Here is a 25,875-nt window from a genome sequence, read left to right as displayed (position 1 = left end):
GGATTGGAAGCGGGAAGCCGGTTGCTGGAAATATTTGGTGTTCAATATCAAACTTCCTGCTACCATCATCCCACTTCCATCCTTTTTAATAGCTCATCTCCACGATTTTATATGCATCCTGAGGCGTGAGTTTTTTATATTCACCCAAGCCTAGCCAGCTTCTTTCAGTAAAAGCTTTTTCCACACGTTCTGCCGTGCCATTATAATCTTCGGTGTATTCTGAAAGTCTGGTCTGGATGTTCAGGCTGTGGAAGAATTCCTCCAGCTTTTTAATGCCGGCTTCCGCTTTTTCTTCTGTTGTGCCATCGGTAATTCCCCAGACTCTTTCCGCATACTGTGCCAGCTTTCCTTTTTTGGTCTCAAAATTATACCGGTAATGGGACGGGGCAATAACCGCCAAGGTTCTTGCATGGTCGATTCCGAAATAAGCGGTTAATTCATGGCCCATGGCATGCACGGCCCAGTCGGTAATTACGCCTTTCTGGATAAGTCCGTTCAGCGCCATCGTACAGCACCACATAAAGTTGGCGGCGGCATCATAATTAAAATCGCCAGCCAGGACTTTCGGCGCTGTTTCCTGTAAGCTGATCAGGATGCTTTCCGCAATTCTCTCCTGCAAATCGGCAGATGAAGGAGCCGTCATATACTGCTCCAAAACGTGGGTATAAGCGTCCGTCAATCCGTTGACAATCTGTCTCGGCGGGATCGACCGTACCACTTCAGGATCCAATACCGAAAACTGAGGGAAAAGTCCCGGACCGCCGGTAGACAGTTTTTCATTGGTTTCTCTTCTGGAGATTACATAACCCGAATTCATTTCAGAACCTGTTGCAGGTAATGTCAGAACCGTTCCGAAAGGCATGCCTTCACCTTCAAAAGTCCGTACGGGCTTAGTCAGGATTTCCCACGGCTCACCGTCGTAGTTTGCCGCTGCAGAAAGAAATTTTGTTCCGTCGATTACAGAACCTCCACCCACGGCCAGTAGGAAAGTGATGTTTTTTTCTTTGATGAAGTTTAAAGCGTCGATCAGCACTTCATACTCAGGATTTGCCGGCACACCGCCGAATTCATAAACCTGGTGGTTCTTTAAAGCTTCTTTTACCTGGTCATAAACACCGTTGTTTTTGATGCTTCCGCCGCCGTAGATCATTAAAATGTTGGCCTCTGCGGGAATCTCCTTGGAAATTTTAGCGATTTCCCCTTTTCCGAAAAGTATTTTGGTTGGATTTTTAAACTCGAAATTAAGCATTGTTCTTAAATTTATTTTGATTCAAATGTACGCAATACCCGATGAAAATTGAGTTAATAAAGGTTTAAAATTCTGATTGCGGTCTTTTATGAAAACTATTGAAGTGGTGCTGGAAAATGGGTACAGGATGCTGGAAGTTGATGCATAGAATTCAATACAGAAGAGGTTGATTAAAAATGAATAGAAATACAGTTTCAATCATTAAGAAATATGAAGGGTTTGAGGTTGATTAAGAAAATCAAAGACTCTATTTAGCAGCAGGCTTAACATTGACAGGAAAAACATCCGGCCTCCAGCTTCCTTCTTTCAAGCTATAATCTTCATCTTTGAATCTCAATGCTCTTCGCTTCCAGCTTCCCGGTTTTTCTGTCAATTTTTATCAGAAAAAATTCTTTTGTCTGCAAATCGTTTTTGAGCCGGATAAGATACAGCGAAATATGTTTGTCGTCAATCTTATAAGAACTTCCATTAGGATTTCCGGTATCTACAAGATATCCGTAGGTGTTGGCAATTAGTACAGCTTCCGGGAGATTGTCTACTGCACCGATAAAATCCCGAAGCTGCTGTTCGTTTGAAAAATATCGGGATCTGCCGTTTTCACACGCTAAGACATATGAAAAGCAATCTTCGCCCAGGCATTTCTGAAAAAAGCCTTTTTCGGGTGCGGGATCATTTAAGGTCATGTGATCAGGCGTTTGGCTTTCGTAGATGATCGCTTTGTCGGGATCAGGATTATTCCGGAGTACGGACCAGTAGCCATACTTTTTACCCGGAACAATAAAAGGGTAGAGGAGTTCAGTATTATCCAGGATTTCCGGAATCTTTTTGAAATCAGCAGGTATCTTTTTCTGACCAAAGACCAAACCTGATATCAACACTAAAGCCGGAAATACTTTTTTCATTCTATATGTTTTGTAAATGCTGCAGATAAAATTTACTGGAATATAATTTTATAATATCCATTTTCATCTTTCACATCAATTCCTACGCCAGTAAAGGTTAATTTATTTATCTGATACCCATCGCACCCACCTTTAAATTCGGATGACTGTATGGTGAACGTAAAGTTTTTGACATTGGAAGTAAAGGTGTAGTTCTTTGTACCGTTGTAAGCTCCTACATTTTCGAGAATGAGCAGATCTTCATCGGTTTTGGTAAGTTGTATGTTCTTTTGGTTTTCCTCCTTCACGGAATAGTTGGTCAGCGTCCCGTTCGTGATCAGGTTTTCATTATTGGCATTTACAAATTTAAAAGCGATCGGCTGCGGCGCATTGTAGCAATCTTCCCCGCAAGCGGTGAAAAGTAAGGTTATGATGAGAAAAAATAATAGTTTTTTCATGGGATTAATTTTCTGTGATCTGTAAAATTAATCATTAAATGTAAAAAATGAATCCGATTAGCGGAATTTTATTTTTATTTAGGTTTTAAAATTGTTTTTATTAATTTACAAGGGAGCTGGCATATTGATGTTCATTAAATACTACAATTTTACCATTCACAATCTTCCCTTTAATATAAACAGAATCTCCGTCTTTAAAAACATATTCCTTCAAAATAATATTACTATAACCTTGCTGGTACTGAAGATAGGAATTTATCCATGGATGTTTGTTTTTGAGATTTTCTGCTGTCTGATATGCATCATAAGAAAAATCGGTATGAATATGATTTTTCGAAGGATTTCTGCTTACGATTTTCTCTGTAAAATAAAGTTCCCCATTTCCGAGGGTATCCATAATAGCTTGCTTAAAATCAATACTATATAATTTTCCGTTTATAGAAAGTTTGGTTTCTTTCGGATAGCCGGCAATCATACTGAAATCAAAATTTTCCTGTACCTGCTTGTGCTTATAAGTTTCCATATAAGAATGCGAACTGTTATAGCGGTGATAAATTTCGTTTCCTACCCTTATAAGATAAAAAGCAGCATTATTTCCTGACAATGGAGCCTTTATCATTGTATCACTGTGAATCCGGCATTTTAAAATAGGGAAGGAGTTAACTGTTTTCCATTGTTCATTCCGTTTATCATTTGTTTCCATAATAGAATTAATTCCATTAAATGCGATAGAGAAAAAACCTAAAAAGGCAGCTATTCCTACAAAACAAAATATTCCGAAAATAATTAAAATGATTTTTGTTGAACTTTTATCCGGTAACTGATTGGCAACGCTGTTGTTATTTGTTTTAATATAAAATTTAAATTTAATCATGGGGACAGATTGAAGATAAAAAGTTTTCAAAACTAATCAATAATTAGAGACGAATGCTCTTATTTTTTAAAATTAATTAACTGAACCCGGTTTGAATTAAAACCAAAATCCCCTACATTTGTTATTATGATACACGACCAACGCGCAGAAAAATTCAGGCAGATCGTGGAAAATAAGTTCCAGATCTACAATTCATTGTTTATGAGCCTGCCTTATGATAAAATGACGAACATTGGGATGCTCCTTCCGTTTCTTTGTGAGGAAAGCAAAACCGGCTATGAAGCTGGTAAGACTCCCGAAGAAATCGTTGAAGAATTCTTTAAAAATCATACCGATCTGCAGACTGAAGAACAGAAGCTCGAGCTGCTTTTTAAAATCATCCAGTATATTGAAAGACAGGTGGTGTTGTTCGACAGCATTGAAGATGCCGCCTTTCCAAGCCTTCACTCTGAAAGTGATAACGGAACGGTAACCAATATGTACGAACGTTCTTATCAGGATCATAAACTGGAACAAATCCGCGAAAAGCTCAGGGATTTTGCCGTAAAAATTGTCTTTACCGCGCACCCGACACAGTTTTATCCGAATTCGGTACAGCGGATCCTTCATGACTTGAGGAATGCCATTACTACGGATTCTGTAACCAATATCGATATGTTGCTGCAGCAATTGGGAAAAACACCATTTGTAAATAAAGAAAAACCAACGCCGATCGACGAGGCATTAAGTATCATTTACTATTTGCGTTATGTTTACTATGATTCCATCGGTGAACTGTTTAATAAAATCAAAACAACTTTCGGAAATGATCATTTTCATCTGCATGAAGACCTGATCCAGCTGGGATTCTGGCCGGGCGGCGACCGAGACGGAAATCCTTTCGTGACGGCAGATGTTACCAAAAGGGTAGCGGAAGAACTGCGCACGGCCATCTTAAAAGCATATTACAACCATTTGAAATCGGTAAGAAGAAGACTGAGTTTCAGAGGTGTTTCTGAAGTTTTAGGGCAACTGAGCACCGAATTGTATACTGCCATTTTCAGAAATGAAAAAATTGATGCCGAAGATATCATCAAAAGACTGGACGAAGCCGAGAAAATACTCGTTGAACAGCACGATTCCCTATTCATCGACGTATTGGTGAATTTCAGGGACCGGGTAAAGATTTTCGGAACCCATTTTGCCACCCTGGATGTGCGTCAGGACAGCCGGATCCATCAAAAAGTCATTGATGAGGTATTCGCAAAAATATCCGGAAAAACGGAAGCGACGAATGAAGAAAAATTTAATGCTTTAATTGGAATAAACGAGAAAATAAATGCTAATGATTTCGAGGACATCGTAAAAGATACCTTGCTTACGGTTTTACAGGTTTCGGAAATCCAGCAGAAGAACGGATTGCGGGGAATGAACCGTTATATTATTTCCAATTCCGACGCTGTAAAAGATGTAATGAATGTGTATGCATTTTTTAAAATCTGCGGTTACCGGGAAGAAGAAATCCACATGGATATTGTTCCGCTTTTCGAAACAATGGAAGGATTGGCCAATGCTGAAAACGTGATGAAGGAGCTGTACCGGAATCCGGTGTACCAGAAACATCTGCAGAGAAGAGGAAACCAGCAGACGATTATGCTCGGCTTTTCAGACGGAACAAAAGACGGCGGTTACCTGAAAGCCAATTGGGAAATTTACAAGGCCAAAGAAGTTTTAACCCAGCTTTCTGAGCAAAACGGGATTAAAGTTGTGTTCTTCGACGGGAGAGGAGGCCCGCCGGCAAGAGGGGGCGGAAAAACCCACGACTTCTACGCTTCCCAGGGAAAAACCATCGCCAATAACAAGATTGAGCTTACGATTCAGGGGCAGACGATCACCAGTATTTTCGGAAATAAAGAACAGGCGAGATATAACTTTGAACAGCTTCTAACCGCAGGAGTCGAAAACGACGTTTTCAAAAGTTCGAAGAAGGAACTTTCGGAAAAAGAAAGAGCACTTATTGCAGAGCTGGCGGAGATCAGTTACCAGAAATATTCGGATCTGAAAGCACATCCGATGTTTGTGCCGTATCTTCAGGAAATGAGTACACTGGAATATTACGGAAAAACCAATATCGGCAGCCGTCCGTCGAAAAGAGGCGGCGGAAACGAACTGAAATTTGAGGATTTGCGGGCGATTCCATTCGTGGGATCATGGGCACAACTAAAGCAGAATGTTCCCGGCTTTTTCGGCTTCGGATTTGCCATGCAGCAGCTGAAAGAGCAGGGCCGGTTTGAAGAAGTTCGGGAATTGTACAAAGGTTCCGATTTCTTTAAAACATTGGTGCTCAACTCTATGATGAGTATGAATAAGACTTATTTCCCATTAACATATTATATTAAAAACAACCCAAAATTCGGTGCTTTCTGGAATATTCTTTTTGATGAATATACCTTATCGAAGAATATTATGCTGGAACTTACCGGATTCACCATGCTTCAACAGGAAGATCCGCTTTCCCGTAAGTCGGTAAAAATCCGTGAAAGAATCGTATTACCGCTGCTGAGTATTCAGCAGTACGCTTTGATGAAGATCCAGAAAGGAGAAGGCAATCTGGAAGCCTACGGAAAACTGGTGACGCGTTCGCTGTTTGGAAATATTAATGCGAGCAGGAATTCGGCTTAAGTCAATAATTAAGACTTAACCATAAAAGTTAATACAAAAAAACCTCTCAGTTCGAGAGGTTTTTTTCTTTATTCCTTAATGAATTTCTCATAAAAGGTTTTATCCTTCGTCTGGATTTTCAGGTAATATATCCCTTTCGCAAAATCCTCAACCTTTACAGACTGCCGGTTGCTGACTTTGGTGATCAGTCTTCCGAGGTTATCATAAATTTCCAATTCCAGGACATCACTTTCCGAGGCAACATTCAGAATATTCTTAACCGGGTTCGGGAAAATGGCAATATTGTTTTTCTTAACCAGCTCCGAAGTATTTAAAACATTGTTGTAAAGATTTCCGAAATTTAAAATTCCGAATCCCATCTGATCGGTATGGTTCGGATAAAGTGAAGCGGTCTGTCTCAGCCGGTTTCTCATGAGATCCCGGTTCATGGTTGGAAAAGCCTGAATGAGACAAGCTACTCCTCCCGCAGCAATCGGCGTGGCGATGGATGTGCCGTTTACCGATATGGTTGTATTGCTGGTATGGGAAACACTGGTGGCACCGGTACCTCTTGCCGCAGCATCCGGCTTGATGACACCCGCAGCATTGGGTCCATAGGAAGAAAAAGTCGACGAAGTTCCCGCCGAATCCACGGCTCCGATGGTGAACACTTTTGCATTGTCACCCGGCGTTACAATATAATGCCAAGGCTGTGTCCCGGAATTTCCGGCAGCAATTAATGTGAAAATTCCTTTATTCACCGCTATTTCTGCTGCCTGCGCAATGAAGGACGTGGTTCCGTTCATCTGGGCATACGTATAATTGTATTTAGGATCATCAAATGTAGAGTAGCCTAATGAAGTGGTAATCAGATCCACTCCTTTCCGGTCGGCTTCTTCTGCGGCTTCGATCCAGTAAAGCTCTTCTTCCGGGACTTCTACGGAGGCATTTTCGCTGCGGTACAAATAAAAATCGGCATCGGGAGCAGACCCAACAAAAGTATCCTGAATATATCCCCCGATAGCTCCTAAAACAGCTGATCCGTGCGAATTCAGCGAAGTATTGTAAATATCAGGAGTTTTGGTCACAAAATCATATCCGCCTTTGATGTGGCCGTTGGTCCATAATCTGGAATAGGCAGCACCGGTGTTCACATTCGGGAATCCGGCATCGATGACCGCAATGGTGATGCCTGTGCCTGTATAACCGGCCAGGTGAAGCGGGCGGAGGTTGATCTGATCGATCTGTCCGGAACCGGCACCGTAATTAAAGACCGTAAGATTTTTACCGGCAGGATCACCCGGATTTTCCCATTTGTTCTGGTGGATAATCTTTGTTCCTCCGGAAGAATTTTTGGCAAAGCTTTCCACCGACTGCACATAGCTTTGTGCCTGAAGAATAGTAATCTGCGCCGGTGTTGCATTTACCGCCACCCCGTTCAGCCATTTGGAATAATCGGTAACGGTAAAGCCTAAATTCTGAATATTATTGATGTATGACTGCTCAATCGGGGCATCCTGATCGTTGAGCGCAATTCCTAATGAAATACGCCGGTTAAGGGATTTCTGGGATAGTTCCGACAGGGGATTTGCATAGAATGCGGCCTTATTCGGCTTATCTGTAAAAAATACAAAAACGAGCGATGTCTGCGCAAAACTTACCGAATAACCTGCTAGAAGACAAAAGAGTAAAGTTTTTTTCATGTATTTATTTTGTATAAAGATAAAACAAAATCAATAAAATTTTTGAAGGGATGTTAAATTCCTTATTTTTACAGAAATATTTATTTATGAAAAAGATCCAAATGGTTGACTTGCAAAGTCAGTATTACAAGATAAAGAATGATGTGGATAATGCAGTATTAAATGTAATGGATTCGGCGGCTTTCATCAACGGCCCTGAAGTAAAGTCATTCCAGAACGAATTGGAGTCTTATTTGGATGTAAAACACGTTATTCCGTGCGGGAACGGTACCGATGCCCTTCAGATTGCCCTTATGGCGTTGGATTTAAAAGAAGGCGATGAGGTAATCACCGCAGATTTTACTTTTGCCGCAACGGTGGAAGTTATTCACCTGCTGAAACTTAAATCTGTTTTGGTAGATGTGGATTATAATACTTTCACTATTTCCACGGATGCGATTAAAAAAGCGATCACGCCGAAAACAAAGGCCATTATTCCGGTACATATCTTCGGGCAAAGTGCCAATATGGAGGAAATCTTAAAAATTGCTGAAGAACACAATTTATATGTTATCGAAGACAACGCCCAGGCCATCGGTTCGGAATTTACTTTCTCCGACGGAACGGTTAAAAAAGCGGGAACCATGTCTACCGTAGGAACCACTTCTTTCTTTCCGTCTAAAAATTTAGGCTGCTATGGAGACGGAGGAGCGATTTTTACGAATAACGATGAGCTGGCCCACCGTCTAAGAGGTATTGTTAACCACGGGATGTATGAAAGATATTATCATGATGAAGTAGGAGTTAATTCAAGATTAGACAGCGTTCAGGCGGCTATTTTACGGAAAAAGCTTCCACATTTGGACAATTATAACGAAGCCAGAGGAAGAGCTGCTGATTACTATGATGAAGCATTTGCCGGTCACGAACATATCTTAACACCGAAAAGAGCAGAATATTCTACCCACGTCTTCCATCAGTATACCCTTAGAATCCTGAATGGGAAACGTAATGAGTTACAAAAGTTTCTGACTGAAAAAGATATTCCTGCCATGATCTATTATCCTGTGGCCTTAAGAAAGCAAAAGGCTTATTATCAGGAAAGCAATGATGCGGATTTCGTAAACACAGACAAATTGCTGGATCAGGTAATTTCCCTTCCGATGCATACGGAATTAGACGAAGAGCAGCTGAAGTATATTGCGGATGCAGTGCTGGAGTTTATGAAGTAATGAAAAGAATTATATTTAATAGTAAAAAATTATATATTGCTAATCTTTTTGTTAGCAGTATTTTCTTTTTAATTACGGTTTTTAGCCTGTATTCCTTTATTATGCAGGCTGATAATAAGGGTATAGAAGTATTGTTATATACGTGCTATTTTATAACATATGCGGGTGCACTTACCATACTTTTATTAAAAACTAAAAAAGCGGTGATCACCCTTAATGTAATTTATTTTTTTGCAATTGTATTAAACGTTGTGGATTTTTGTATCCATTATTCAAAATATACTGATGTCAGCAGTCAGTATTTTTTGTTATTATCATTGCCATTATTACAGGATTATTTTTATTATTGATTTATCTAAACCATAGAAATAGATTCCGGTTGAATGCATCTGAGCTTGATGAAATCGGCACACTCTAATTTTGAATAGCACTTTGTCAAAGTTGAAAATCTTTGACAAAGTTTTTAAGAAAAAACACAAAAAACACAAACATGAAAATAAGAGAAAACCATTTGGAAGCTGGTCATTTTTATCATATTTTCAATAGGGGCGTAAATTCCCGATTGGTCTTTTTGAATGATGAGAACTGCCGCTTTTTTCTTCGGAAAGCAGGGCTGTACCTGATTCCCTACTTTGACATTTATGCCTACTGCCTGATGCCCAACCATTTTCATTTCCTGCTACAGGTAAAATCTGAAATGGACGGGATACTACCTTTTAAGAAAAGCGGTCTTCATTCGGAAGAATGTTTTTTCAGTAAACAGATGGCAAGGCTGATCAGCAGCTACACCCAGGCTTTTAATAAGGTATATCAGCGGAGCGGGCCGATTTTCGAATCGCCCTTCAAAAGAATTCGTATTGATTCTGAAGAGTATCTGAGAAATATAATTATTTACATCCATCAAAATCCTGAAAACTTTCAGAATTATAAATTTTCATCTTATCTTGCAGTGATTTCTGATACGAGGACAAATATTCGGCGTAACGAGCTGATTGAACTGTTTGGAGATCGTGAAAATTTTGTTGAATGTCACAAAAGAGAATTAAACGAAAACTTTGTCAAAGATTTTCAACTTTGACAAAGTCCTAAAAAATAAAAAATGGCAATACTAGTAACAGGGGGGCTCGGATACATTGGTTCTCACACGGTAGTGGAACTTTTAAATAACAATTACGAAGTGGTAATTGTGGATGACCTGTCCCATTCGGAAAAATTTATTTTAAAGAATATTGAAGAAATTACGGGCAGAAAACCAGTTTTTTATCCTTTCGACCTGAAAAGGAGAGAGCTTCTTACCCAGGTTTTTGATGCTCATAAGATCGACGGCTGTATCAATTTTGCGGCTTCCAAAGCGGTGGGAGAAAGCCAGCTGAAACCGGTGGATTACTATGAAAATAACCTGTTCACATTGATCAATATCCTTCAGGAATTTAAAGAAAGGGGAATTTCCAACTTTATTTTCAGTTCATCCTGCACGGTATATGGCCAGGCGGATCAGATGCCGATCGACGAAAACGCTCCGCTAAAAATGCCCGAGAGTGTATATGGTAAAACAAAACAGATGGGAGAGGAGATCCTGATCGATTTTGCCAAAGCTTATCACCGGAAGATTTCATTATTGAGGTATTTCAATCCTATAGGTGCACATCCCTCAGCAAAAATCGGTGAATTACCGATCGGGATTCCGAATAATTTAGTACCTTACGTAATGCAAACGGCCGCAGGGGTGCGGGAAAAACTCAGCATTTGGGGGAATGATTACCCTACGCTAGACGGAACGGCTGTACGCGACTATATTTATGTAGTAGACCTGGCAAAAGCACACGTAGCGGCTTTAAAAAAGCTGATGGAAGATGAATCCAATGTGGCCACGATTGATATCTTTAATCTTGGGACAGGAAGAGGAGCATCGGTCTTAGAAGTGGTGAAAGCTTTTGAGATAGCAAATGATGTCCAGGTGCCTTACCAGATCTGCGACAGAAGAGAAGGAGATATTACCATTGCTTATGCCAATGTCGACAAAGCACAAAAAGAACTGCAGTGGAAATCTGAAACCTCTTTGGAAGAAGCGTTGAAAACGGTATGGAATTGGCAGAAATATTTAGAAACAAGAAACACGTAAAATTTTAGTTATAAAAAATATTCATATGAAAACAGAAAGAATAGGTATTACATTCTCGTCTTTCGATCTGCTTCATGCAGGGCACATTAAGATGCTGGAAGAAGCCAAAACGGTTTGCGATTATCTAATCGTAGGATTACAGATCGATCCGTCACACGATCGTCCGACCAAGAATAAACCGACACAGACGATTGTTGAAAGATATATCCAGCTGAAAGCGGTGGACGCAGTGGACGAAATTATTCCTTATTATACGGAAGAAGATCTTTTGGACATCCTGAAGTCATTTGTAATCGACGTTAGAATTATCGGAGACGATTATCTGGACAGGGATTTTACAGGGAAAAAATACTGTGAGGAAAAAGGAATCGAAATCTTTTACAACAAAAGAGATCACCGGTTTTCTTCCAGCGACCTGAGAAAGAGAATCTACGAAGCGGAATTGGCAAAACTTTCCAAACTGGAAGCGGCAGAAGCCGACAAATAAAAAATCCCGAAAGTAATTTCGGGATTTTTTGTATTCTATTCTTTTTACATCGGACCTTGCTGGTCATCTCCGGCTGCGTTGGAGTTGATGTCTTTTTTACGTTTAGGCTGGTCAATTCTTTCACCCTGCTTGAATCGGTAAGTAAATGAAAGGGCAAATTGTCTTGGTTGCCATTGCATATAAGATTCTCTTGCGAACTCAGGCGTTTTGGAAAGACTTCTCATCGCTCTTGTATTAAAGATGTCCTGAATATTGAAACTTATTGTTCCGTTACCATCCAGTACGGTCTTAGAAGCCCCAAAACTGATCGCATACATATCTTTTCGATCCTGGCTCAGAGATTTCTGTGCACCACGGTAAAATCCTTGGAACTGGAAGTTAAACGTCTTATCAACTTTGAAGGTAGTAGTTAATCTTGCTCTGGAAGAAAATCCGGAACCTTCAAATGGCATTGGTTTCGAAACTTCAGGTCCGGTATAAGTTCCGGTGGTTTTATATCCGAATAAATCTACGTTTCCTAATAATTTCAGCCATTTTGTAGCATCCCAGTTAAAATTAAGATCCATTCCGTAGCGGTCGTCATTTCCTAAGTTAATAGGCTTGGTATGAAACGCCCCGTCATCACCGCTGTACACCAGCATTTTTACATCATCCGTCGTGTGTCTGAAGTAAAGAGTAGGATTTACTGTAAATTTATTTTTCGAAATACTGTATCCGAATTCGTAAGAATCTACGTAAGAAGGATTCAAATCGATGTTTCCGTCGAAAATGTTCTGGTTATCCGTGTAGCTTGGATTAGGAATCAGGAAGAAAGATCTGGGACGGTCGATTCTTCTTGAATAATTAACCAAAAACTGGTTGTCTTTTGCAATTTCGTAGCTTAAGAAAACACTTGGAAACAGGTTGTTGTAATTCTTGCTTTTATCAATAAGTTCAGTCTGCGGATTCAGATTCTCATACTTGATGTCTATTTGGGAATATTCGTTTCGCAAACCTAACTGATAGCCCAGATTTCCGATTTTGCTTTTAAACTGGACATATCCCGCATTGAAAACCTCTTTATAAAAAGCATTATAAGTAAATGTAGGCAGGAAGAAATAATCTGCAAAAGGAGAATACCTTTGAGAAACATCATTATCGTAAGTGTTTCTGTTGATATCCAAACGGTACCCGGCTTCAAGCCTTGAATTCTCACCAATCGGAAGTTCATAGTCAGCCTTACCGATCAATGTTTTGTTTAATGTAGTCTGGTTAATAAGATTTTCTAAGGTAAACGCATCATTTGCCGTCTGCAGAACATCTGTATCATTGTAAGATCGGTTCCTCTGTAAGCTTAAGGATAAGGATAAATTCTGTCCTTTATCATCAAACTTATGATCCAAACCGAAATCCCCTTGGAAAGCCAGGTTATTGTTCGAACCTGTGTTGTCACGTCTTGCAGAAGATGTGCTTCCGTCAGTATAACGATAGCCGTACCATACGTTTCCAATATTTTCACTGTCGAAAGTTCTTACTGTTCCGGATGCATTTACCGAAGTTTTATCAGAAAGGTCATAAACCAAACCTGTAGAAGCATTATAATTGTTGTTCTTGCTCTTTGTAATAGATTCCTGGTCTGCATTCGTTCTGTTATCAGCTGTTGGCGTAAAGTAAATTGCGTTGTTCCTGTTTGTGTTCTTAGATTCCCGGTATCCGCCGCCACCATTTAAAAACCAAGTAAGATTGCCTTTTCTCCAGCTTAAGTTGGTATTAAGGTTGGTTTGTGGCAGGTAGCCCAATGTTCCGGTAACACTTCCGTTAAACCCGGTCTTTTTACTTTTCTTTAAAATAATATTTAAAATACCCGCCGTTCCGCTGGCTTCAAATTTTGAAGAAGGGTTGGTAATCACTTCAATTTTTTCGATCTGGTCTGCCGGGATACTCTGCAAAGCATTGGCACCATCATCGATCCCCAAAAGGGCAGAAGGTTTTCCGTTGATGAGGAATTTTACATTCGAGCTTCCCCTCATGGAGACAGTTCCGTCGGTTTCTACGGAAACAGAAGGCACATTGGAAAGCACATCCTGAAGATTTCCTCCTTTGCTTACAATATCCTGGGATGGGTCGTACGTTCTTTTGTCCAGCTCCACTTTATAGGGCTTGGTAGACGGTGCCGTAATCACCACGCCCTGAATGTCAGCGGTTTTAAGATTGGTGGCACTTTTTTCAGGGTCTATCGAAAAGGCTCCGATATTTCCGGCTGCTGTAATCTGTTTATTAACAACATTTTTCTGATAATCGATGGCCTCGATGGTGATGTCATAGTTTCCGGGAGCCAGATCAAGCTTATATTGTCCTTTCTCGTCGGTAAGTGTCGCGTCACTGAATAATTTGTTGGCTTTGTTACTGAATGTAACCGAAGCATAAGGAACCGGCTGGTTGCTTTTGCTGACCACCGATCCTGAAATACCGACCTTCTCCTGTGCAAAAGCGAATGCTGCTGCCGAAAGTACAAAAGTAAGCCCTAAGGTTTTCTTTGTAAAAATGTTAATGATTTCCGTCTGATTCATAAGGGTATTTTTTGTGTAAAATCGTGAAAGATTTTCCTTTCTATTGAGAAATTATCAATGGTAGCAATTTCGCAATATCAAGTATAATTTATTATTTATAACGTATGTGTCGCTGAAAACAATGAAATGTTAATTATTAAATTGTTAAAAAAAAGTTAATATGATTTTATTTTATATTTTTAGAATTTAGCCAGTCCTGATAAGCCTTCGCGTTAATGGCGTGTTGTTCGGCACTTGCTGTGAATTTGTGGTAGCCGAATCTTGCCGGGTCTGCACACATAAAAATATAATTATTCTTTTCGGCATTTAATACGGCATCCACCGAATTTTTATCAACCACACAAATCGGTCCCGGAGGAATTCCTTTATTGGCATACGTATTATAAGGCGAAGGGGTGGATAAATGTTTATAAAAAACCCTTTTAATCTGCTCTTTAAAATTCGTCTGCTTATTAATGGCATAAATAACGGTCGGGTCGGACTGCAGTTTCATCCCTTTTCGGTAACGGTTAAGGTACAGCCCGGCAATGGTCCGCATTTCGTCTTTTTTCCCGCCTGATTCTTTATAAACAATAGATGCGAGTGCATAAATCTGGTCTCTCGTAAGTCCGGATTGCTGCTCCTGCGCTTTTCTTTCGCTATTCCAAAACTCTTTATACTGATCGTCGAATTTTTTAAAGAACTCCTGTGGGGTTACCGTCCAGAAAAAATTGTATGTGTCGATAAAAAAATATTTTTTCAGGTCTTCTGCATTTGCGTATCCTCTTTCAGTCGCAATTTTATTGAAGTCTTTCACAAAATCAAGAGAATCCCGTTCCGTCTTTTTAGTAACCCTGCCGATCATCTGATAGACATCCCCGAAATCTCCGATCCTGAAACTGTTCTCGCTCTGGTTACCGGCTTTAATCATATTGACCAACCGGGCATTTCCCAATCCTTTCTGGAAATGATACCGTCCGGCCTTAAAATTCTGAGCCAGGCCTTTCTCCTGTGCCACTGCCTCAAAAGATTCCTTATTGCTTACAAATCGGGATGCTGAATCCAGGATCTGCTTAAAGCTGGCGTTGTGCGGGATCAGAACGTATCCGTCTTTTTCAATATTGTTTCCGTAATATTTTTTATAAAATCTAAATCCAAAAAATCCGCCTGCTGCCAGAACGAGCAGGATGACAATGAGAATAGCTTTTTTCATGTAATGCTGATTAATAAAAGTTTTGTTTAATTAAGGTCGATCTTCCCTTTGAAAACCTGTTTTGCAGGACCTTCAAGCCATATATTATCAAAAGCGTTGCCGTTTTTTTTGGCATACACTTTCAGATTTCCGCCTAAAGTCTTAACTTTTACAGAGATTAGATCATTATTTTGAAGAAAAGTTAAAGCAGAAGCCGTAACACCGGTGCCGCAGCTGTAGGTTTCATCCTCAACGCCTCGTTCATAGGTTCTTACGAAAATTTCATCATCCGTTATTTTTTCTACAAAATTAACGTTGATTCCTTTTTCCTTATAATTTTCAGAATTGCGGATGCTGCTTCCCTCTGCAAAAACATTATAGGTAACCAGATCTTCCACATATTTTACATAATGGGGTGAGCCTGTATCGGCTACTTGATCCTCCCCATCGCTGGAGATTGTTTCCACATCACCCATTTTCAGTTTTACGATACCGTTGTGGATTTCGGCTTCATGTTCGCCGTCAATGGCGATGAACCGGCATTTGCCTTCAAAGACGTTGAGAAAGAAAGCAAAGGCTACCGAACATCGGGCTCCATTTCCGCAGAAACTTTTCGATCCGTCGGAGTTGTAATAATCCACTTCAAAATCATAGCCTTCGGCAGTATTGATTTTAATAAGCCCGTCTGCACCGATTCCGAAACGGCGGTTGCACAGTTTCTGAATATTTTCAATCGAAAGGCTATCCCATTCTCCGGAGCGGTTATCGATCATTACAAAATCGTTTCCCGTACCCTGATATTTGTAAAATTCCATAGTTTATAACGTGATAATATATTTAAATTTAAAAATCAGGAATTCAAGCTTAAAATTGATATTTACCGATTAACTCCCGATTATTTTTTACTATTGAATGTGATTCAAAATTAAGCAGGCAAAATTACTACAATAAAAGCAAAAACGAACAGTGTTAACTGTCCGTTTCATTATTTATAGCCGTTTTTATCTGAATCCGCCGCTGTTGCTGTTGCTGCTTCTCTGCGGTTGTGGAGAAGCCGGCTGAGGCTGTGGCGTGTTGTTTCTGAAACCTCCGCTGTTTGAGTTGTTATTATAATTGCTGTTCGAATTATTTCTGAAACCGCCATTATTGTTATTCTGCGGTCTTGGCGCAGTATTATTCTGTTGAGTTCTGAAGCCGTTATTCTGTCTTTGGCTGTTGTTCTGCCTTTGATTCTGTCTGAAGCTTCCGTTGTTGGTGCCGTCATTTACATTACCTCTGAAGCCGTTGTTCGGTCTTGCAGAAGTCGTTCCGTTCGCTCCAGATCTTCTTTCAACATATACCTTTCTTCTCGAATTGTTATAATTCTGATAATAATAAGGCATACCGTTATCATAATAATAATTGTAATTATTCCGGTAATAATACCCGTCATCGCCCCAATATCCGCCATTTCCATAATATCCCTGTGGCGCATAATAATACCCGTTATCATAATAAGGGTCTCCATAGGTGCTCGTATAAGGATCCGAATAGATCGAGCAGGAGGCTAAACTTGCAAGTGTAATGACACTGAATGCTATTTTTAATAAATTTTTCATGACTTTTAAAAACTTTTTTTCTTATAACTTTTTTTCCAAACGGCGTATCCCTGGATCGCCATTATAGTAAATACCAAATATTGAACCGAAGTGATTCCTAACTCCTTATAAATCATCATCGGAATACAGATGAAATCTCCGATGATCCAGAAAATCCAGTTTTCGATGCGCCTCTTCGCCATGAACCACATCCCGACCAGAAATAGGGAAGTCGTAAAGACGTCCAGCCAATTCCCCCAATCCAGATGATAAAGCCCTAAACTCGCTCCCTCCATCGAAAACTGATTGTCTATATAAGGTTTGTAATAATACACTCCTGTTACTAAGATTACACTTAAGGCAAAAAGTAAAATCCCGTAAAGCCATTCTTTTTTTGAAGCCCAGCTTACTTCGACGTGAATGTTGTCTTTAGAGCTCTTTCCCCAGAGGATCCAGCCATAAATACTCATGACGGTATAATACACATTGATCATGCAGTCTCCCAACAGTCCGAAGTTGAAAAGAATATACACATAGATTAAGGTCGAAATAATTCCGGTGGGATACACCCAGATATTTTTTTTAATGGAAAAGTAAACGCTCAGAATACCAAAAATGGTGGCAGAAGACTCCAGGAAGATCTGAAGTATAGTGTAGCTTTCGTAAGGTTTTACGAAAAGATCGTATAGATTCATGCAGTCAAAAATAAATAAAAAATCAGATAATAAGAAATGATTTAAAGAAGATGAAAATCAGAATTTTAAATTCTAAAATTTAAAATTAATGCTTAAAGTTTATTAATAAACGTTAATGTTTATAAATTTTTTATATTTTCGTAAATCTTTAATAAATAATAAAATATGTCTAAAATTTGGACCAAAAAACCGATGAGTGCTTTCGAGAATGATATGAAAAGCAGTCAGCTCAAAAGAGTACTCGGTAAATGGAGTCTTACAGCTATCGGAATCGGGGCTATTATCGGAGGGGGAATTTTTGTACTTACAGGTACCGGAGCGTATTACCATGCAGGACCTGCACTCGCTCTTTCCTTCGTAATTGCCGGAATCGCCTGTGTATTTGCAGCATTATGTTACTCAGAATTTGCATCCATCCTTCCAGTAGAAGGTTCGGCTTATGCTTATGCTTACGGAACCGTAGGGGAAATCTTTGCCTGGATCATTGGCTGGGGCCTTATCCTCGAATATGCGATGGGATCCATGACGGTAGCCGTTTCTTGGTCCGGATATTTTAATAAACTACTGAAAATGTTCGGTCTTCATCTTCCCGATTACCTTACTTCAGACCCGGCAAGTTATACCGGAGAAGGGTTTTCCATGAACCTACCGGCTTTCCTTATTGTACTTCTGGTGATTTCAATTCTAATTAAAGGAACCAAAGAAGCCGCAAAAGCAAACAATCTGATCGTAATTATGAAGGTTTCCGCTGTTCTTTTTGTGATTATTGCAGGGGTATTCTTCATTAATACAGAAAACTGGAATCCTTTTATTCCTGCAGCTAAAATGGTTCAGGAAGGTGAAAACATGAAAGAAGCTTACGGTATCCAGGGAATCATTTCCGGAGCAGCAGCTATTTTCTTCGCATATGTAGGTTTCGATGCGGTTTCTACCCAAGCCGGGGAAGCTATCAACCCGAAAAAAGACGTTCCGTTTGCGATCATCGTTTCCCTTCTCGTATGTACCGGTTTATATATTCTTGTTTCTCTTGTGCTTACGGGGATGATGCATTATTCGGATTTCGATCCTCAAGGGAAATATCCGGATGCGATCAAAGCACCGGTTGCCTATGCCTTTGAAATCGCAGGACAGGGTTGGGCAGGTTATATTATTACGATCGCTGCAACCGTAGGTCTGGTATCCGTATTAATGGTAATGATCATGGGACAGTCCAGAATCTTCTTAGGAATGTCCAAAGACGGTCTTATTCCTAAAATGTTCAGTGACGTACATCCTATCAGAAAAACACCGGCAAAAAGCTTAATGCTTTTAGGAATCGTTATTGCAACGGTAGCAGCCTTTACGCCGATCAGTAAACTGGCGGATATGACGAGTTTCGGTACTTTATTCGCGTTCACCATGGTGTGTGTAGCGGTTTGGATCTTAAGAAAGAAAGAGCCGAATATGCCGAGAACGTTTAAAGTTCCTGCCTTACCGGTAATTGCAACATTAGGAATCTGCATCAACGTTTACCTGATCTGGAACCTGAGCCACGAAGCCAAATACCTTTCCATGGCATGGCTGGTGTTGGGAGTAATTATTTATTTCACGTACAGTCTCAGAAACAGTAAACTTCACAAAGTAGGTTACGGCGAAACGTTCAAAGCAGAGCAGGAGCCTTTACAAAAGACCGATCTAGATTTATAATTAAAAAATAGATATAAATAAAATCCACAGAATTCTGTGGATTTTTTATTTTTGTGGATATGAAAAAAATCTTTCTCCTTATGTTTGCCTTTGTTGGAATGGCAGCATCCGCCCAGCAGATTGAAAGCTTGGAAACGATATTTAACGACAAGATCAGCATCCGGGCCATCGAACTGTATGATCAGAAGGTGTGGTACAGCGGGACAGATTCCAAATTCGGTTTTGTGGATTTAAAAAATACGGCGAACCAGAAGCAGATCGCATTATCTGAAAAGAAATTGCAATTCAGAACCCTAGCACAGGATAAAAAAGCTTTTTATGCGGTGAATATTGAAAGTCCTGCTGAATTTTTCAGGATTGATAAGAAAAGTCTGAAATCGGAAGTGGTATTCAGGGACACGGCAAAGACAGCTTTTTACGATGCCCTTCATTTTGTAAATAATAACGTTGCCTATACCTTCAGCGATCCTGGCCAGGACCATTGGCTGAAATTAATGATTTTAAACAACGGAACCTGGACAAAGGTCGCAAACGATGTGATACTAAATGAAGGGGAAGCTGCTTTCGCAGCCAGCAACACCAATATCGCTTCCACTTCAAAGAATGTATGGATCGCAACCGGTGGTAAGGCTTCCAGAATTTTAAAATTGAATTTAAAGAACAATACACTTCAGGTATTTAAAACACCGATTATCCAGGGAGAATCTTCTCAAGGAATCTATTCTATCGACTTCTTAAACGATACTTTTGGGGTTGCAGTAGGCGGAGATTACACCCGGCAGGAAGCCAATATCAATAATATCGCCACCACAAACGACGGCGGAAAGACCTGGCATATTCAGGCATCGGGAAAAAATGCAGGCTATACGACTTGTGTAAAAATAAAACCGGGTTCCAAAGGAAAAGAGATAATTTCTGTTGGAGATAAGCACATCAGCTATTCTTCGGACTTCGGAAAAACCTGGACGAAAATTTCCGATGAAAAGAATCTGTATGCCTGTGCATGGGTAGACCAGCATACCGTCGTTTTTGCCGGAAAGGACCGCATTGTAAAAATGAAAATTAAATAACCATTATAAAACAGATCAATCTGTAAAAAAGATTATGCTTAACATCATCAATCAACTTTTTGAAATAGAAAAAAAAGCGAGTGACCAGAACCTTTCCCTTTTTGAAAGAAATTTTGAAAGAATCCATTATGAGCTGGAAGAAATGGGCTATGTGATCAACAACCCAGTCGGAAAACCATACGATTCCAGAGATACTTCTCTTGAAGCAAACATCATTGGGAATTCTTCGAGACTCTTAGTTACGAAAGTACTGAAGCCTGCTATTTTTCAGAAGGATGGAAATGAACTGGTATTGCTGCAAAAAGGAATTGTAATAGCAGAATAGGCCATGAAAAATATAAATTTTGGAATCGATCTCGGGACTACCAATTCAGGGATCTGTAAATTTACCGACGGCAAAGTGGTCGTTTACAAAAATCCCGTAGGATTCAGCGACACGCTGCCTTCTATCGTTGCGTACCGGAAAGGCCGTATTTTTATCGGAGAAAAAGCAAGGGAACTGCTGAAATCCGGTAATCCTGATGTCTTTGCTTCCTTTAAACGAAAAATGGGAACCGAACACCGTTATCTGGTCTCAGCAACCAACGAAGAGAAAACGCCGGTCGATTTTTCATCCATGATTTTGAAGGAACTGATAAGTTTTATCCCCGACGAAAAACCGAAGTCGATGGTCATCACCATCCCTGCATCTTTCGATACGGTGCAGTCGAATGCCACAAAAAAGGCTGGGCTTTATGCAGGATTTGAGCAGGTGGTTCTGCTTCAGGAACCTATTGCTGCGTGCCTGGCCTATGCCAATTTTCAGAATATTGAGCATACGGCAGAAAAAAACTGGCTGGTGTATGACTTTGGAGGTGGCACATTTGATGCAGCGCTGGTAAAGATTAATGACAGGGAATTAAAGATCATCGATCACGAAGGCAATAACTTTTTGGGCGGAGTAGATCTTGACCATTTAATCATCGAAAAATTATTCGTTCCTAAAATTGAAGAAGTATTGAATGAAGATTTTCTGTTTAAAAAGTTAATGTCTAAACATGATCATGCCTACACAAAACTGTATTACGAACTTTTGTACAAGGCAGAGGAAATCAAGAAAGAGCTTTCTTTAAAAGAAACAGTCCTCTCAGAACTGGAACTGAATGACGGCGATCACTACATCGATTTTGAAATTTCCAGGAATGATTTTAATGAAGTGATTGCAACAAAAATAGAAGAAACCGGACTGCTGATCAGTAAACTGCTGGAAGGAAATCAAAAATCGGCAGAAGACATTGAACGGATTATTCTTGTCGGCGGAACTACATACATTCCTTACATCAGAGAATACCTCAGAGAAACCTTCGGGATTCCGGTAGATAATTCCATTGATCCTACAACTGCAGTTATGGTAGGTGCTGCGTATTTTGCAGGAACCAAAGAAAACATCGTTGAGAGAAAAGATAAAAAGCAGGACGCAGCTCTGCATCAGAATTCGGATAAGATTGAGGTAAAACTGGTTTATGAAGTCAATACCCAGGATGATGAAGAACTTTTGGTGGGAATAGTGGAAAACTTTGAAGGCTATTTCAGGATTATTCGAAAAGACGGTGGATTTGATACCGGCGTGATGGCTTTCAGAAATAAGTTTTCGGAATTTATTAAAGTCTTACCGAAACAGACAAATAATTTTACTCTGACGATTTTCGATTATAAGCAGAATCCGGTTTTTGAGAAAAGCAATATTTTCATTAATCATGGGATTTATAATATTTCGGGACAGCCGCTCCCGAATGATATCTGTCTGGAAGTGGATGATGCCTTCGGCGGAACTTTTCTGGAAAAAATTTTTAAAAAAAATGATATTCTGCCGTTAAGCAAAACCATTTACAAAACAACTTCCAAAAATTTCAACAGGGAAGCGGACGATAAATTAGTCATTAACATTCTGGAGGGAAAAGCCGGGACGTTACCGGCAAGCAATATGAATATCGGATATATCGAGATCAGCAGCAGGGATATGCCTGTTAACCTGCTGAAAGGCATGGATATCGAACTGAAATTCAGCATGAGCGAGTCAAGGGATTTGTCGGTGTCCGTATATATCAGCTCGGTTGATTACGAAAAGAAAGAAGTATTCAATCCTCATACGAAATACATCAACAAAGAAAAATTCGAGGAAGACATTAATAGAACCATTGATGAAATTGAATCGGAACTGAGTTTTGTAGAACATATTGATGATGCCAATGAAGAAGATTTGGGAATCCTGGTAAAGTTCAAAACCATTAAAGACGAACTGTTCAGGATCAAGTTTGATCTGATTGAAGTAGAGGAGGACGAATCAACCGAAAGAATTTTCCAGTTGGATGAGAGAAAAAGAAGGGCACTTCAGGAATACGACAGGCTGGTTCGTTTCCGGGATGTCATCTATGAAGCGGATGAGTATAAAGAAAATAAGAAAAACCTTGAAAATATCCTGGAAGAAGGTACCCAAAGACAGAAAGACCAGTTCCATAAAATTATAAAAGACGAAAAGATCTTCCTGGAATCCAACGAGAAAGCCGTCATCCGGAGAAAATCCCGTGAACTACAAAGGCTGTTTACCGAAATTTACTATAAACGCGACGAATCCTACGTGAATCTGTATTATCACTATAAATTCCGCGATGCGGATGAGTACAGTGACCCGAAAAAACTTCAGAAGCTCATTGAAACCGGAGACAGAGCGGTAGAAAACAACAATTACAAGGAAGTGAAGTTTGTGGTTTCCGGCCTTTATGATCTGTTAAAAGTAAAACCCAGAAGTCTGTTTGATGATGAGGATGGAAATCTGGGACTGAAGTAAGTAACGGAATAAACAGTTTTAATTTGTTGATATTCAAAAAAACTGCTGACGTCGGGTTTCAGCCCGATGTTATTGTTTTGAGCGTTTCTTCTTAATCTTATCCATTTCCTTCATAATTATGTACGGACCAATAATTGTAAATACGATAGCAAAAAGAGGGTAATCGTACCATGAACGAAGATAGCCGGCAAAGATCATGATAAAAACCGCGATGGTAATGGTGTAAAGCTGAAGCTGCATCAGCTTGTAACCTAATTTCTTGTTTTTTCCTAACCAGGATTGGTCTTTTGCTTCAGCCCTCTTTCCATATTTCTTGTTCATGGTACTGTTTGTAAACAGAAAAATAATCATTTCTAATACGAAAACAACTGCAAATAATCTATCGCTTATATCGTATAGAGCAGCAAAAATACCAAAAATGATAAGGTAATAGATTGCGGCTATCATCCATTCCGACCGTTTACTTCTGGGCTTCGTGTTTCTATGAGGCCAGTTGTAATTTCCGGTCTGCTGCATTTCCCGTCGTCTTTGCCTGAAACTTTCCTCCGTAAGTTCCCGGTGGAAAACCATTTCTTTACCGGCCCACTCGGCGCCGATCTTCGAATTGTTTTTCAATAGGTCCCTAAGTTCCTCTGTGTAGGCGTCAAAATGTTCGAGTGCCATCAAAACCCTTCCCAAAAATACTTTTAAGTACATCTCCGTGTTCTGATTATCGGAAATTACATTGTTAATGGCCATGATTTCTTCGTTAAAATAAGCTGCATCGATGTCCGACTGTAAAGCGTAGAAGTAAGGGTTGATGCCATGCCTGTACTGATCCGTCAGGTAATAATAGTAATCGTGCTGCGGAATAACGGATCTTATAAGATTGTTTTTCTGTGTCAGTTGGTCCATCAGGAAATCTTTCACTATAGGACTGATGACCGGAAAGTAATTTTTATAAAATATCCTCAGGTTTTTCCAGTTATGATGCCTGATGTTCACCTGGATAAAATATTTCACCGGCTCTTCAGAAAATGTTCTGAAGGCTGGGGTAATTTCCATAATATTAGGAAAAATCCTGTTGTGGCCGGAATCAATCTCGAAATATTCATTATTCAGTATTTTTAAAAGATTTTCATCCTCAAAAAGAACATTGAATCTGTTGCCATTCTCTTTGAAAAAAGTAAGAAAGCTTTCAATATCATTTACTGAAAATTCTGAATGGATTTTTTGATGGGCTTTTAAGATCTTCTCAGCTTTGATCAGGTCTGAAGAATTTTTTGCGTTAAAATCAGGAAGGATTTCTGTAACGATCTCCAGGAGCTGTAAGTGTTTCATTGATCTCTGTTCTTAAAAAGTTTTACTCCTATAAAAACAAGCGGCAGAAAAACTCCAGCAGGGAATTTTCCGCCGGAAAAAGAGGCAATTGCATATATGATTCCAAATCCTATCACCAGCAGTATAGGAAAACCTGTTGTGAGTGTAATGAGTAAAGTCCCTGCTAATTTTGCCAATGTTTCCGTAAGGTCTTTAGGATTGAAAAAGTTGAAATAATATTTAAAATTCCGGTACGCCAAATAAAGAATAATAGCATTGGCAATGGCGTAAAATATAATCGCATTACTACCTAACGTGATCACAAAGAAATAACTTAATAAATACAGTCCTAAAATAACGATGGACAGAAACAACACGAAACCCGAATTCTGAATGTTTGCAAAATAATTGGCAATTCCGTACGCGAGGTTATTGAAAAAACCGCTTTTCTGGTTCTTCCAGTCCTCAGCCACCGCCTGATTCTGACGGATGATGTTTCGGGTAACCTCGCTGGCTGCCGTAAAATGAAGAATGGCCATAAGGATCTCGCCCAGTACGACTTTATTGTCAACCGAGGTCTTCTGGTTTTCGGCAACGGCATTGTTGATGGTCAGGATGTCGTTATCAAATTCAAAGTTATCAACCAGCGACTGCAGGTAATAGAATTTTTTGTCGACGGCAAAAGGATAATTTTTCCGAAAGATCACCATGTCATCATTTCTCATAATACCGTCGATGATAAGATCATTCTTGTCATGAAGCAGTTCTTTATAAAAATCAAGGCTTTCGGTGCTAAAAAACCGCGAATAAAAGTGTTGAAAAAAGATCAGGTTCTGCCACTGATTGTTCCGGATGCTTACCGAAATAAATTCCTCAAGGTAAGGCGAAAAAATCTCCCTGAACTCTTCAATTTCATGTTCCGGAATATCTCTCAGGTCGGGTTTTCTGCTTAGGTTTTCAGGATACACATCATGGTAGATGCTTTTGATGACAGGAAGATTAAGAACATGCTTAAATTCCTGTGTCTGGTTTTTCAGATAGTCTAAAAATTCCTCGATTTCATTGATGCTGAATGTTTTGTTCAGTTTGCTCTCGGCCTTCAGCAGTTTTTCGGCCTTTATCAAATCCTGAGAATTCCGGGGATCAAAATTGTTGAGGTTATCGTTTACAAATTCTCGAAGACTGAAGTTGATCATGATCTTAATGTTTTTGCAAAATAAAAGAAAACCTGTTTAAATTCTTTATTTAAATGGTAAAAGTTCGTATAAATATATCAAGTCATTTATTCAGCTAATCTAAGGCTGTCAGAATTTTAATCGCGATAACACTACAGATCATTAAGAACAGTTAATTTACAGATTAGATTTCTAAATCTT

Annotated in this window: 21 protein-coding genes; 9 read left to right on the top strand and 12 right to left on the bottom strand. The window is 39.6% G+C overall.

What is annotated here, in order from left to right; genetic code table 11:
• Positions 1–85 precede the first annotated feature (85 nt).
• From QE422_RS14820 to QE422_RS14805, 4 genes are all read right to left on the bottom strand, one after another.
• On the bottom strand, positions 86–1,249 hold the full coding sequence (locus QE422_RS14820; protein WP_307459963.1) for an iron-containing alcohol dehydrogenase: 1,164 nt from the start codon (positions 1,247–1,249) through the stop codon (positions 86–88).
• A 320-nt stretch (positions 1,250–1,569) separates the two neighbouring features.
• Positions 1,570–2,151, bottom strand: a complete 582-nt coding sequence (locus QE422_RS14815; RefSeq protein ID WP_307459961.1) for a hypothetical protein — start codon at positions 2,149–2,151, stop codon at positions 1,570–1,572.
• Between the two features lie 32 nt (positions 2,152–2,183).
• Positions 2,184–2,588 carry a hypothetical protein gene (locus QE422_RS14810; RefSeq protein ID WP_307459958.1) on the bottom strand — a complete coding sequence of 135 codons (405 nt, stop codon included), beginning with the start codon at positions 2,586–2,588 and terminating at the stop codon, positions 2,184–2,186.
• Positions 2,589–2,688: 100 nt separating this feature from the next.
• Complete coding sequence (locus QE422_RS14805; protein WP_307459957.1) at positions 2,689–3,462, bottom strand: hypothetical protein; 774 nt, start codon at positions 3,460–3,462, stop codon at positions 2,689–2,691.
• Between the two features lie 126 nt (positions 3,463–3,588).
• Here QE422_RS14805 and QE422_RS14800 point away from each other — a divergent pair, with 126 nt between their 5' ends.
• Positions 3,589–6,123 (top strand): phosphoenolpyruvate carboxylase, encoded by a 2,535-nt coding sequence (locus QE422_RS14800; protein WP_307459954.1) that lies wholly within the window; start codon positions 3,589–3,591, stop codon positions 6,121–6,123.
• 68 nt (positions 6,124–6,191) lie between these two features.
• On the opposite strand, the gene QE422_RS14795 is transcribed toward QE422_RS14800, so the two are convergent.
• Positions 6,192–7,805, bottom strand: coding sequence for a S8/S53 family peptidase (locus tag QE422_RS14795; protein ID WP_307459950.1), 1,614 nt, complete (start codon positions 7,803–7,805; stop codon positions 6,192–6,194).
• Positions 7,806–7,891: 86 nt separating this feature from the next.
• Between QE422_RS14795 and QE422_RS14790 the strand changes: the two genes are divergently transcribed.
• The 4 genes from QE422_RS14790 to QE422_RS14775 all read left to right on the top strand — a co-directional run bounded on the left by QE422_RS14790 (position 7,892) and on the right by QE422_RS14775 (position 11,625).
• Positions 7,892–9,016: a DegT/DnrJ/EryC1/StrS aminotransferase family protein gene (locus QE422_RS14790; RefSeq protein ID WP_307459947.1), complete on the top strand. Its 1,125-nt coding sequence runs from the start codon at positions 7,892–7,894 to the stop codon at positions 9,014–9,016.
• A 490-nt stretch (positions 9,017–9,506) separates the two neighbouring features.
• The gene (locus tag QE422_RS14785; protein ID WP_307459944.1) at positions 9,507–10,094 is read left to right on the top strand and encodes a hypothetical protein; all 588 of its coding nucleotides are present in this window, start codon (positions 9,507–9,509) and stop codon (positions 10,092–10,094) included.
• Between the two features lie 21 nt (positions 10,095–10,115).
• Positions 10,116–11,138, top strand: a complete 1,023-nt coding sequence (gene galE, locus QE422_RS14780; RefSeq protein WP_307459943.1) for a UDP-glucose 4-epimerase GalE — start codon at positions 10,116–10,118, stop codon at positions 11,136–11,138.
• 25 nt (positions 11,139–11,163) lie between these two features.
• Positions 11,164–11,625 (top strand): adenylyltransferase/cytidyltransferase family protein, encoded by a 462-nt coding sequence (locus tag QE422_RS14775; RefSeq protein WP_307459940.1) that lies wholly within the window; start codon positions 11,164–11,166, stop codon positions 11,623–11,625.
• A 44-nt stretch (positions 11,626–11,669) separates the two neighbouring features.
• On the opposite strand, the gene QE422_RS14770 is transcribed toward QE422_RS14775, so the two are convergent.
• The 5 genes from QE422_RS14770 to pnuC all read right to left on the bottom strand — a co-directional run bounded on the left by QE422_RS14770 (position 11,670) and on the right by pnuC (position 17,617).
• Positions 11,670–14,174, bottom strand: a complete 2,505-nt coding sequence (locus tag QE422_RS14770; protein ID WP_307459936.1) for a TonB-dependent receptor domain-containing protein — start codon at positions 14,172–14,174, stop codon at positions 11,670–11,672.
• 166 nt (positions 14,175–14,340) lie between these two features.
• Complete coding sequence (gene mltG, locus QE422_RS14765) at positions 14,341–15,366, bottom strand: endolytic transglycosylase MltG (protein ID WP_307459934.1); 1,026 nt, start codon at positions 15,364–15,366, stop codon at positions 14,341–14,343.
• A gap of 26 nt (positions 15,367–15,392) precedes the next feature.
• Positions 15,393–16,160, bottom strand: a complete 768-nt coding sequence (dapF, locus tag QE422_RS14760) for a diaminopimelate epimerase (protein ID WP_307459932.1) — start codon at positions 16,158–16,160, stop codon at positions 15,393–15,395.
• 186 nt (positions 16,161–16,346) lie between these two features.
• A complete protein-coding gene (locus QE422_RS14755) occupies positions 16,347–16,943 on the bottom strand; it encodes a hypothetical protein (protein ID WP_307459930.1) in 597 nt (198 codons plus the stop codon).
• A gap of 5 nt (positions 16,944–16,948) precedes the next feature.
• Positions 16,949–17,617, bottom strand: coding sequence for a nicotinamide riboside transporter PnuC (gene pnuC, locus QE422_RS14750; RefSeq protein WP_307459927.1), 669 nt, complete (start codon positions 17,615–17,617; stop codon positions 16,949–16,951).
• 165 nt (positions 17,618–17,782) lie between these two features.
• Here pnuC and QE422_RS14745 point away from each other — a divergent pair, with 165 nt between their 5' ends.
• The 4 genes from QE422_RS14745 (at position 17,783) to QE422_RS14730 (ending at position 23,200) form a co-directional block, all read left to right on the top strand.
• Positions 17,783–19,303, top strand: coding sequence for an APC family permease (locus tag QE422_RS14745; protein ID WP_307459925.1), 1,521 nt, complete (start codon positions 17,783–17,785; stop codon positions 19,301–19,303).
• An 80-nt stretch (positions 19,304–19,383) separates the two neighbouring features.
• The gene (locus QE422_RS14740) at positions 19,384–20,373 is read left to right on the top strand and encodes a glycosyl hydrolase (protein WP_307459922.1); all 990 of its coding nucleotides are present in this window, start codon (positions 19,384–19,386) and stop codon (positions 20,371–20,373) included.
• A 34-nt stretch (positions 20,374–20,407) separates the two neighbouring features.
• Positions 20,408–20,698, top strand: coding sequence for a hypothetical protein (locus QE422_RS14735; RefSeq protein WP_307459919.1), 291 nt, complete (start codon positions 20,408–20,410; stop codon positions 20,696–20,698).
• Positions 20,699–20,701: 3 nt separating this feature from the next.
• Positions 20,702–23,200 carry an Hsp70 family protein gene (locus QE422_RS14730; protein WP_307459917.1) on the top strand — a complete coding sequence of 833 codons (2,499 nt, stop codon included), beginning with the start codon at positions 20,702–20,704 and terminating at the stop codon, positions 23,198–23,200.
• A 69-nt stretch (positions 23,201–23,269) separates the two neighbouring features.
• On the opposite strand, the gene QE422_RS14725 is transcribed toward QE422_RS14730, so the two are convergent.
• Together QE422_RS14725 and QE422_RS14720 are read right to left on the bottom strand one after the other, a co-directional pair.
• Positions 23,270–24,520: a hypothetical protein gene (locus tag QE422_RS14725; RefSeq protein WP_307459915.1), complete on the bottom strand. Its 1,251-nt coding sequence runs from the start codon at positions 24,518–24,520 to the stop codon at positions 23,270–23,272.
• Positions 24,517–25,695, bottom strand: coding sequence for a hypothetical protein (locus QE422_RS14720; RefSeq protein WP_307459913.1), 1,179 nt, complete (start codon positions 25,693–25,695; stop codon positions 24,517–24,519). The genes QE422_RS14725 and QE422_RS14720 overlap by 4 nt, the downstream gene beginning before the upstream one ends.
• Between the last annotated feature and the right edge of the window lie 180 nt (positions 25,696–25,875).

Source organism: Chryseobacterium sp. SORGH_AS_0447 (assembly GCF_030818695.1).
Classification (GTDB): domain Bacteria; phylum Bacteroidota; class Bacteroidia; order Flavobacteriales; family Weeksellaceae; genus Chryseobacterium.
Note: the sequence above shows the minus strand (reverse complement) of the source record. Positions and strands in the feature narration are given on the sequence as shown.

Coding starts and splice junctions, on each gene's coding strand:
- mltG (WP_307459934.1), bottom strand. CDS start 15,366: ATGAAAAAAGCTATTCTCATTGTCATCCTGCTCGTTCTGGCAGCAGGC.
- galE (WP_307459943.1), top strand. CDS start 10,116: ATGGCAATACTAGTAACAGGGGGGCTCGGATACATTGGTTCTCACACG.
- dapF (WP_307459932.1), bottom strand. CDS start 16,160: ATGGAATTTTACAAATATCAGGGTACGGGAAACGATTTTGTAATGATC.
- QE422_RS14815 (WP_307459961.1), bottom strand. CDS start 2,151: ATGAAAAAAGTATTTCCGGCTTTAGTGTTGATATCAGGTTTGGTCTTT.
- QE422_RS14755 (WP_307459930.1), bottom strand. CDS start 16,943: ATGAAAAATTTATTAAAAATAGCATTCAGTGTCATTACACTTGCAAGT.
- QE422_RS14730 (WP_307459917.1), top strand. CDS start 20,702: ATGAAAAATATAAATTTTGGAATCGATCTCGGGACTACCAATTCAGGG.
- QE422_RS14735 (WP_307459919.1), top strand. CDS start 20,408: ATGCTTAACATCATCAATCAACTTTTTGAAATAGAAAAAAAAGCGAGT.
- QE422_RS14740 (WP_307459922.1), top strand. CDS start 19,384: ATGTTTGCCTTTGTTGGAATGGCAGCATCCGCCCAGCAGATTGAAAGC.
- QE422_RS14800 (WP_307459954.1), top strand. CDS start 3,589: ATGATACACGACCAACGCGCAGAAAAATTCAGGCAGATCGTGGAAAAT.
- QE422_RS14775 (WP_307459940.1), top strand. CDS start 11,164: ATGAAAACAGAAAGAATAGGTATTACATTCTCGTCTTTCGATCTGCTT.
- QE422_RS14725 (WP_307459915.1), bottom strand. CDS start 24,520: ATGAAACACTTACAGCTCCTGGAGATCGTTACAGAAATCCTTCCTGAT.
- QE422_RS14745 (WP_307459925.1), top strand. CDS start 17,783: ATGTCTAAAATTTGGACCAAAAAACCGATGAGTGCTTTCGAGAATGAT.
- QE422_RS14820 (WP_307459963.1), bottom strand. CDS start 1,249: ATGCTTAATTTCGAGTTTAAAAATCCAACCAAAATACTTTTCGGAAAA.
- pnuC (WP_307459927.1), bottom strand. CDS start 17,617: ATGAATCTATACGATCTTTTCGTAAAACCTTACGAAAGCTACACTATA.
- QE422_RS14790 (WP_307459947.1), top strand. CDS start 7,892: ATGAAAAAGATCCAAATGGTTGACTTGCAAAGTCAGTATTACAAGATA.
- QE422_RS14785 (WP_307459944.1), top strand. CDS start 9,507: ATGAAAATAAGAGAAAACCATTTGGAAGCTGGTCATTTTTATCATATT.
- QE422_RS14770 (WP_307459936.1), bottom strand. CDS start 14,174: ATGAATCAGACGGAAATCATTAACATTTTTACAAAGAAAACCTTAGGG.
- QE422_RS14805 (WP_307459957.1), bottom strand. CDS start 3,462: ATGATTAAATTTAAATTTTATATTAAAACAAATAACAACAGCGTTGCC.
- QE422_RS14720 (WP_307459913.1), bottom strand. CDS start 25,695: ATGATCAACTTCAGTCTTCGAGAATTTGTAAACGATAACCTCAACAAT.
- QE422_RS14795 (WP_307459950.1), bottom strand. CDS start 7,805: ATGAAAAAAACTTTACTCTTTTGTCTTCTAGCAGGTTATTCGGTAAGT.
- QE422_RS14810 (WP_307459958.1), bottom strand. CDS start 2,588: ATGAAAAAACTATTATTTTTTCTCATCATAACCTTACTTTTCACCGCT.